At 37.1% G+C, this 9,437-nt stretch carries 7 protein-coding genes; 6 read left to right on the top strand and 1 reads right to left on the bottom strand.

Translation table 11 applies throughout. The features are described 5' to 3' along the window. Positions 1-188: hypothetical protein (locus K1F36_RS19175; RefSeq protein WP_220115233.1), on the bottom strand; the 188-nt coding region annotated here is incomplete at its 3' end. A gap of 719 nt (positions 189-907) precedes the next feature. Here K1F36_RS19175 and K1F36_RS19170 point away from each other — a divergent pair. The 6 genes from K1F36_RS19170 to K1F36_RS19145 all read left to right on the top strand — a co-directional run bounded on the left by K1F36_RS19170 (position 908) and on the right by K1F36_RS19145 (position 9,244). Further along, positions 908-1,282, top strand: a complete 375-nt coding sequence (locus tag K1F36_RS19170; RefSeq protein WP_220115232.1) for a helix-turn-helix transcriptional regulator — start codon at positions 908-910, stop codon at positions 1,280-1,282. A 281-nt stretch (positions 1,283-1,563) separates the two neighbouring features. After that, positions 1,564-1,896 (top strand): helix-turn-helix domain-containing protein, encoded by a 333-nt coding sequence (locus tag K1F36_RS19165; RefSeq protein ID WP_220115231.1) that lies wholly within the window; start codon positions 1,564-1,566, stop codon positions 1,894-1,896. A gap of 2 nt (positions 1,897-1,898) precedes the next feature. Then, positions 1,899-4,877, top strand: a complete 2,979-nt coding sequence (locus K1F36_RS19160; RefSeq protein WP_220115230.1) for an Eco57I restriction-modification methylase domain-containing protein — start codon at positions 1,899-1,901, stop codon at positions 4,875-4,877. Next, on the top strand, positions 4,864-6,471 hold the full coding sequence (locus tag K1F36_RS19155; protein WP_220115229.1) for an Eco57I restriction-modification methylase domain-containing protein: 1,608 nt from the start codon (positions 4,864-4,866) through the stop codon (positions 6,469-6,471). The genes K1F36_RS19160 and K1F36_RS19155 overlap by 14 nt, the downstream gene beginning before the upstream one ends. Position 6,472: 1 nt before the next feature. Beyond that, entirely contained in the window at positions 6,473-7,492 is a 1,020-nt protein-coding gene (locus K1F36_RS19150; protein WP_220115228.1) for an SIR2 family protein, read from the top strand. A 6-nt stretch (positions 7,493-7,498) separates the two neighbouring features. Further along, a complete protein-coding gene (locus tag K1F36_RS19145; RefSeq protein ID WP_220115227.1) occupies positions 7,499-9,244 on the top strand; it encodes an ATP-binding protein in 1,746 nt (581 codons plus the stop codon). Positions 9,245-9,437 lie beyond the last annotated feature (193 nt).

Here is a 9,437-nt window from a genome sequence, read left to right as displayed (position 1 = left end):
GATTCCACCACAAGGTTCACCCCGGCCAGGGGATTCCCCGACATATCGGTTACGGTGCCGAAAACGGTGGCCTGTGGTGGTTCCAAGACAGTGCCCGCCTGCATATATAAGGTACAAAAGAGCATTAAAAAGACATATAAAAACACAAGCAGGATTCCCCTGCGTATGCGTAGTGTTATTGGTTGCATAAATTGAGTTCTTTTAATAAAAGTGTTAGTTGTTCTCCACACTGCCCCATAAGTCACGGAAAAACCGTACCTTCCTAAAGGACATCAAGGTTCGGACATAGGCCACCCTAACCGGGTAAAAGCATACCCAGAAATAGGATTCCTAAACCAAAAATGACCATGGTTTCGTGATCGGGCCGGTTGCCCTTAAAGTGTAGTCGTTGATTGTGGGAATAAAGGATATCGTGAACCGGAAAATTGTGCAACGTGTATCCCACAACCGTGGCTCAAGGATTAGATGGGGTTCTTTGGCTTCTTTTTAAACAGGATATCGAACACCGAGTGCGCTGCCCCAAAAACGGGACAAAAACACGGTGTGAACCCTACAAAAAAAAGCTGCCAATTGTTTCCCATAACCCAAATTGGTTGGGCGATGCCCCGAAAGGACCAAAAGAAACCAAACGCTAAGAAAAAGTTGGGCGTGGAACTCAACTTATCGGTTTGGGGCACTGGTATACCTTGCAACAATAAGAGAGCCCACGCCCGGGTCGTGAGCCATCTGCTTATTGTCTTGTTGCATAAAAATTACCAGTTTTCAAACCAAGACTCTAAGCGAAAGCTTCAAATATGTTCTAAACGAAGAATCGCAAATTATGTATTTCTTGGGCAATATACCAAATTACCTTATTCGATACAAATTTGTATCGAATAAATGTCTCGCTTTTCTCAAATTTTACTAAATGAGAAAGTACAGCAGCACAGAAATTGAATTAATCAACATTCAAGTTGGCTGTATCTTAAGGTTAGCTAGGTTAAGAAAAGGGCTTTCCCAGCTTGAATTAGGACACCAAATAGATTCAAATCCAACATTGATAGGCAGAATTGAAAGAGCTGAGGGAAAAACCAGTTGGGAAAAAATCTACATGCTCTGCAAACAATTGGATGTCAACTTGTGTGACATTTTAAAAATAAAAGGTGTGGATTCCCTATTATCTATCGTCGAGGAAGCTATGCGATATGAAGACAAGCTTACCCAAGACAAGACTAATTTCTATAATTCTCTAAAAAGAAGAATTCAAGATTTATTTAAGTTATTGAGTAAAGAACAAAAATAAAATCGTGTCGAAATCATTTCCCAAACTTAATTCTATAAAATTTCTACCTTTTAGTCCCGCTACCCCCCCCTCAACCTTAATGGTTGTTTGATGGGACTGTGCCCATACTGCTATTACATTTTCGTGGCAAACATAATTTAGAGATGATTGGGTTAAATTCATACCCCAGGCATTGTTATTTCGTAAGCTTGATTTCAAACCTCAATAGATTAAAAATCAATTAAATTACTTAGATTTGGACAACTATTGTCCTGAAATAATTTTCAAGAACAGAAAAGAAAATGACAACAAAAGAATCGTTTGGGGAACATATCAGAGTATTAAGGGAAAACCAAAAACTTCCACTTAGAAAAGTTGCAGCAGCATTGGACATTGACCCATCCACACTCAGTAAAATTGAACGTGGAGAACGTTCTGCTAACAAGGAAATGTTACCGCTTTTAGCCGACTTATTCAATGAAAGTGAAGTAGACTTAGGGCTTATCCTGATGAGTGACAAAGTTGCTTACGACTTAATGCAAGAAGAAAATCCAGACCAAATTCTAAAAGTTGCCGAAGAAAAAATCAAATACTTAAAAAACAAGAATCTTCAACAAGGTTCGCTTGACTTATAACCATGACGATTAAAGACCTTGTTCAAAAATACCACGCAAACAGGACTGCTTATTTGAAAGCAGACTACAACGAAACACAGTTGCGCACTGATTTCTTAGACCCATTATTTGAAATGTTGGGTTGGGACATCAAAAACAATCAGGGAAAGCCAACCAATGAACGGGAAGTCTTGGTTGAAGAAGCTCTTCGAGAAGATGCGAATAGTAACACGAAAAAACCTGACTATACTTTCAGACTTTTTTCTGAACGAAAATTTTTCTTAGAAGCCAAGAAGCCTCACGTAAAAATAGATTCTGATACCGAACCTGCAAAACAGGTTCGCAGATATGGTTTTACGGCTAAACTCAAAATATCCGTTCTTTCCAACTTTGAACACTTGGCCATTTATGACTGCTCTCGAAAAGTGGACAAAAACGATTCTGCAACGAAAGCACGAATAAAACTTTACCACTACACGGAATACGAAAAAGCATTTGAAGAAATTCAAAAACAGCTTAGCCACGAGGTTGTTTACACTGGTGAATTTGACGAAATCTGGAAAGAAATTGAAAGCCAACTCAAACTTTCCAGTGTTGATGACTTATTTCTGAAACAAATCAACGAATGGCGTTTAATTCTCGGAAAAGAAATCCACTCCCACCAAAACCAGTTGGATGAAGCTCAATTAAACGACATTGTTCAAAGCTACATCAACAGTATCATTTTTCTTCGGGTATGCGAAGACAGGAACATTGAAGTTTATAAAACGCTTCTGAATTTCGCTGATAATGACGATTTCAACGCACTTATTCAAAAATTCAGGGAAGCTGATAGAAAATACAATGCAGGACTTTTCAATCATGCGTTAACCGAAGAAATTATAACCAACAATAGTTCGGCCTTTTGGACAATCATTAAACAACTTTATTTTCCTGAAAGCACCTATTCGTTTGTGGTTTTCGCTTCGGATATTCTCGGGAACATCTATGAAATTTTCCTTGGAGAACAACTCAAAATCACCAACGAAGGAATAACACTTGAAAAGAAACCAGAACACATTGACAGGGACATTGTAACCACACCAACATTTATCATTCAGGACATTCTCAGAGAAACCATTGCAAAACACTGTGAAGGAAAAACTGACACTGAAATACTGCAATCATCATTTGCTGATATTGCTTGTGGTTCGGGAGCTTTTTTGCTTGAAACGTACCAATTGTTGCATGATACATTGGTCGATTATTATTTGAAAAACAATCCTGCTGAACTGATACAAACAGCAATCAGCACATACAAACTCAAATTTGAAACCAAACGACAACTTTTAACCAATTGCATTTTCGGAGTTGACAAAGATTACAATGCGGTTGAAGCTTGCAAATTCGGCTTACTGTTGAAATTGTTGGAAAACGAAGACAACAACACCATTCCAACTCCCGCCCTTCCAAATATGGATGCGAACATCCACTTTGGGAACAGCCTTTTAGATTCCGAAAAAACATCAGCCGAAAACCAACGGGATATTAATCCTTATGATTTTGGTGCGACCAAATTTGACGTAATTGTTGGCAATCCGCCTTATATGGCAACCGAACACATGAAGCAATTCACGCCTTTGGAATTGCCATTGTACAAAACACATTACCAATCTGCTTATAAGCAGTTTGACAAATATTTCTTATTTATTGAAAGAGGATTGAATTTGCTCAAACCGAATGGATTTTTCGGATACATTGTTCCAAGCAAGTTCACCAAAGTTGGGGCGGGGAAAAAATTACGAGAGTTCTTGGCATCCAAAAAAGAAGTTGAACAGATTATCTCCTTTGGGGCAAATCAAATCTTTCAGGATAAGACCACTTACACTTGCTTGTTAATCCTGAAAAAGACAGAGCAGGAACACCTGAATTATTTGGAAGTTCAATCTTTAAAGGATTGGAAAACAAGAAATATTGCTTCTCACAATTACGATTCTGTAGAATTTGAAAAATTGGATGATGATGGTTGGACATTGGTTCCAGGAAACTTAAAACCAATTTTTGAATCCATTGAAAGTCAATCTCATACATTAGAATTATTAATTGGTTCAGAAAACATTTACAACGGCATCCAAACCAGTGCCAACAATATTTACATCCACACAGCGACAAATGAGGACGAACAATTTTACTATTTCCAAAAAGACGCTACTGATTGGAAAATAGAGAAAGAATTAACCAGACCTTATTTCAAAACATCGAGTGGCTCAGATAACCTAAACACTTATCGCCCTTTTTCACCCAATGCTTTTGTTATCTATCCTTATCTGAAAACTGATGAAGGCATTCAATTTGTCGGAATTGAACAATTGGAATCGGATTACCCGAATGCTTTCGCTTACCTGAACCACTACAAAGAAGTTTTAAATAACCCAAAAAGGGATATTAAGCCGACACCTGAAACGGAAAACGAATGGTACAGGTATGGGCGACACCAAAGTCTGGACAAATGTGATGTTCCTGCAAAAATCATAGTTGGCGTTTTATCGCAAGGGAATAAATACGCTATTGACTATCATGGAACTTTGATTTCATCGGGTGGAACAGCAGGATATTGTATGATAACCCTGCCCGAAGATTTCCTCTATTCCATCTATTACATTCAAGCTTTGCTGAACTCAAAATATTTGGAATGGTTCTCAGCACTTAACGGAGAAGTTTTCAGAGGTGGCTACATTGCTCGTGGAACAAAAGTTTTGAAGAAACTACCTATTCGAGTAATTGATTTTGAAAATGAAGCGGAAAAAGAGTTACACGATAAAATCGCTTCACTTCAAGAAGCATTAATTCAGTTGCAGGGTGAAATAGACCAAAATGCAGGAAACCAAAGAGAGCTAATTCCGCTTCAACGTCAATTCGATAACAAGAAAACCGAATTAGACGAAACATTAAAGGCATTGTATAATCTGGGAGAAGTTGACAATCTAATCCCTTTAATTTCTGAATTGTATGCAGCTCATTAAAAACGCATCCGAAGATAAATTAAGGGGTGGATTTTACACTCCTAATCCCATAGCGGCCTTTATTTTAAAGTGGGCTTTCAATGGCAATCAAGAACTGGACATACTGGAGCCAAGTTGCGGTGATGGCGTGTTTCTGGAAGAAATTCAAAAAAGCAGTTATCAATACAATTCCGTAATAGCCGTTGAATTTGATGAAGTTGAAGCTGAAAAATCAAGAAATATTGGCTTAGAAAAATCACAAGTCATTCATTCTGATTTTCACGATTTCTGTATCAATACAGACAAACGTTTTGACCTAATTATTGGCAATCCTCCTTATATCCGCTATCAGTATTTTGATAAGCAACAACAAAAGTTTGCTGCCGAAATTTTTGATAAAGCCAATTTAAAATATTCAAAACTGACCAATGCCTGGGTTTCGTTTGTGGTCGGTTCTTCTTTACTGCTAAAAGAACAGGGGAAAATTGGTTTTGTGCTTCCTGCTGAGATTTTACAGGTTTCTTACGCTCAAACGCTCCGTGAGTTTTTGGCTCACTTTTACAACAAAATCAATATCGTTTCTTTTGAAAAACTGGTTTTCCCCGACATTCAGCAAGAAGTAGTTTTGTTGCTCTGTGAAAAGAACAATTCTAAAACTCATTTAATCGAGCATTTAGAATTACGGGACGCTGACGAACTTCAAAAGTTGGATGTTACCCGATTGAAAAGTCCGAAAAAGAAGATTGATTTTAAATCCAACAAATGGACATTCTATTTTCTTGACCAAAAGGAAATTGACTTTTTAGAACGACTTCAAGAAAGTCAACAAATCCAGAAATTTGGTAAATACGCAAAAGTTGAAGTTGGAATTACGACAGGTTCAAACCCGTTTTTTACCGTTCCTCTTTCAACAGTCCAGTTTTACGATTTAGAAAAGTACGCCAAGCCTTTAGTGGGAAGAAGCGTACAAGTACCAAGTGCTATTTTTACACAAAAAGATTGGCAAAAAAATCGTGCAATGGAAGCCCGAACACATTTGCTGACTTTCCCCAAAATGGCAGACTTAAACGGTTCAATCGGAGCGAGAGACTATATCGCTTGGGGCGAAGAACAAAAAATAAACGAAGGTTATAAATGTAGAATCCGTGACGAATGGCAAATTGTGCCTTCTTTGAGAATTTCGGATGCACTTTTCATTCGGAGAAATAATCTTTATCCTAAACTGATTATCAACGAAGCAGAAGCCTACACCACGGACACCATGCACCGTGTTACGGTGAAACCGAATGCAGAAATCAAAGCTCTGACAGCAAGCTATTACAATTCTTTGTCTTTGGCATTTTCTGAAATATGCGGTAGAAGTCATGGCGGTGGCGTGTTGGAATTGATGCCAAATGAAGTTGAAGAAATACTACTTCCTTACAATTCAAAAAACGCTGACTTATTACCCGAAATCGATAAAATGATTCGGGATAAAAAAGACATTTCCGAAATCCTGAAAATCACTAATCAAAAGATTCTAAAAGAGAATTTTGGTTTTACAGATTCTGACATTGATTTGGCAGACAGCATTTGGAAGAAATTATCAAAACGTAGATTGAACAGAGGGAAATAAGATGGACTTTGAGGCACTATTAAAACAGCTACAAGATTGGACAAATAAAGTTCCTCTTATCATTTTAGGAAGTGGTGCGTCTATTCCTTTTGGCCTGCCTTCAATGTGGAAGCTTGGAGATCATCTAAAAAATTCGTTATCGTTTGATAATGACATTGACAACTCCCAGCTTGAAACATTTAAAAAAAGTCTGGACGAAAACAGAGATTTAGAAAAAACCTTATTGGGAATACAACTCAACACTAACGTTTTAAATGCAATCATTAAAGCAACTTGGAGTTTAATTTCGGAAGATGACTTAAAGGCATACGAACAATTTGTAATAAAAGGAGAAGAATTTCCATTAGTTGAACTGATGAAATATTTGCTTTCAACAACTAACAGAAAAATTTCCGTAGTTACTACTAATTATGATCGTATTGCTGAATATAGTGCAAGCACAGCAGAAGCATTTATATGTACAGGCTATGCCCAAAACTATATCGGACATTTTTCTGATAACATCCAAACTAATGCTTTAGCGACCATCAAGGGATATAGCGGACAAGCAAATATTTGGAAAGTTCATGGTTCTTTAGATTGGTTTGAAACAATTGAAAAAGAAAATGTTCACTTGCCTTTACGCCAAGAGATTCCACAAAATTACAAGCCTTTAATTGTAACTCCTGGTCTCAGTAAATATGCAGAAACACACAATGAACCTTACAGAACTATATTCGCACAAGCAGATAATGAAATTCAAAATGCAAATGGCTACATGTGCATTGGTTACGGTTTTAATGATGTCCATGTCCAACCAAAACTTATCCAGCAAATTAAGACAAAACCCATAATTGTAATTACAAAGGAATTAACTCCAAAAACAAAAGAAGCAATAATAGGTGGTGGATGTAAAAATTACATCTTGATGGAGGAAAGTGAAGGTTCGAGCACAAAAATTTATTCATCAAGTCAGGGAGAACATATAATGGAAAATGTGGGCTATTGGAACTTAGCTGAATATCTCAAACTAATCGAATGACGAACTATGGCAATATTCACTTTTAAAGATAATTCTTCTATCGGAACGGTTTTCAGTGTTGACACGGCAACACTAATTATTAAAGTTGATGAACTTGAAAAACTGAGAAAACTCCAAGTAAATCACTTAGTAGCGATTCAAAGTTCAAAGGCTGGACAGCACCTAATAGGAATAATCAACCGAATAACAAGAAAGGCTTCAGATAATGAGCAGCCAACAGGTGATGATTTAGGATTAAATAATTTCCTTTTCACTGAAAATATTCTAAAAGTGAACTTAATAGGTACGCTATTGAATAAGCATGGAGAAAAAGAAAACGTATTCAAAAGAACACTTGATACAGTTCCTGAAATAGAAGCAAAATGTTTTCCAATAGATGGAGAAAATATTACCAAGTTCATGCAAACTATTTCATCTAAAGAAAACTATGAAATCCCTTTATCAATTGGAAAATATTCCATTGATGAAAATGCTGATGCCTATTTGGATGGAGATAAACTATTTCAACGTCATGCGGTAATTGTTGGGAGCACAGGTTCGGGAAAATCTTGGTGTGTTGCTCGTACAATCGAACAAATAGCAAAACTTCCTATGGCAAATGGAATCCTATTTGACATACACGGAGAATACAGTGGCGAGCACTTTAAGGCTGATGGCATTCAACATTTAAAAGTTGCTAATCCTTCCGATTTAGGAAAAACCAGAAACCTTGAGAAAGGTGTTCTTATGATTCCATATTGGCTTTTAACATACGAAGAAATGCTCGCTATGCTGCTTGATAGAAGCGACAGCAATGCCCCTAATCAAGCAATGCTTTTTTCAAAAACCGTATTTACCGAAAAACAAAAATACCTTGATGATATAAAGGACACTAGTTTTAAGGACAGCATCACAATTGATAGTCCAGTTCCATATAGAATTGAAAATGTCCTTAATGAACTTAAAAGGCTTGACGAAGAAATGGTTACTGGTGCAAGAGGTGAAAAACAAGGGCCTTTTTTCGGAAAACTCACAAGATTTGTTCAAAGATTAGAAGCTAAAAGTCAAGACAAGCGTTTGGGGTTCCTATTTCAAGTTTCAGATGATGAATTACATATAGATTGGATGAATAAATTTTGTAGTTCATTGATGGAAGGAACAGAAATCAACGGAAATAAATCAGGAGTGAAAGTAATTGATTTTTCCGAAGTCCCGTCAGATGTCTTGCCTTTAGTAATAGGATTAGTTGCAAGAATTATTTTTTCAGTACAACAATGGACAACCAAAGAAATGCAACATCCAATTTGTCTGTTTTGTGATGAAGCACATCTCTACATTCCTGAAAGAACTAATCAGGATAGTGCTTCTGAACTTTCTTTAAAAAGCTTTGAAAGAATTGCCAAAGAAGGTAGAAAATATGGTGTTAGCTTAGCTGTAATAAGTCAAAGACCTGCCGAAGTAAATAGAACTGTTTTAAGTCAGTGCAACAATTTCATATCATTGCGTCTATCAAATGCAGAAGACCAAGCTGTTGTAAAAAGACTTTTACCTGATAATTTATCTGGACTAACCGAAGTATTGCCAATTTTAGATATTGGTGAAGCGCTAATTGTTGGAGATGCTTCCTTGCTCCCAACAAGAGTACTCATCTCAGAACCAACCATTAAACCTGATAGTGCGACAATCAAATTTTGGAAGGAATGGAGTAATAAAGAGGCTAAACAAGATATCCACCGCGCGGTTGAAGGACTACGCAAACAATCAAAACTATGAGTGAATAGACCAACTCATAATCAAAAATCTAAGAGGAGCTTTCTATTCCATTGAATCATTGACAATGCTAGATTGGCTAAAAATTGACCTTACCTCCCGATGCACTTTTAAATAGTGCCGCTCCAAGTCCCCTTCCTTTATTTCAAGTGGCTCGGGCAAGCCTTTTGGAATTACAGGCCTTCGGAACTGTACC

The sequence above is a fragment of the Flagellimonas abyssi genome, from assembly GCF_019457905.1.
GTDB classification, from domain to species: Bacteria; Bacteroidota; Bacteroidia; order Flavobacteriales; family Flavobacteriaceae; genus Flagellimonas; species Flagellimonas abyssi.
Note: the sequence above shows the minus strand (reverse complement) of the source record. Positions and strands in the feature narration are given on the sequence as shown.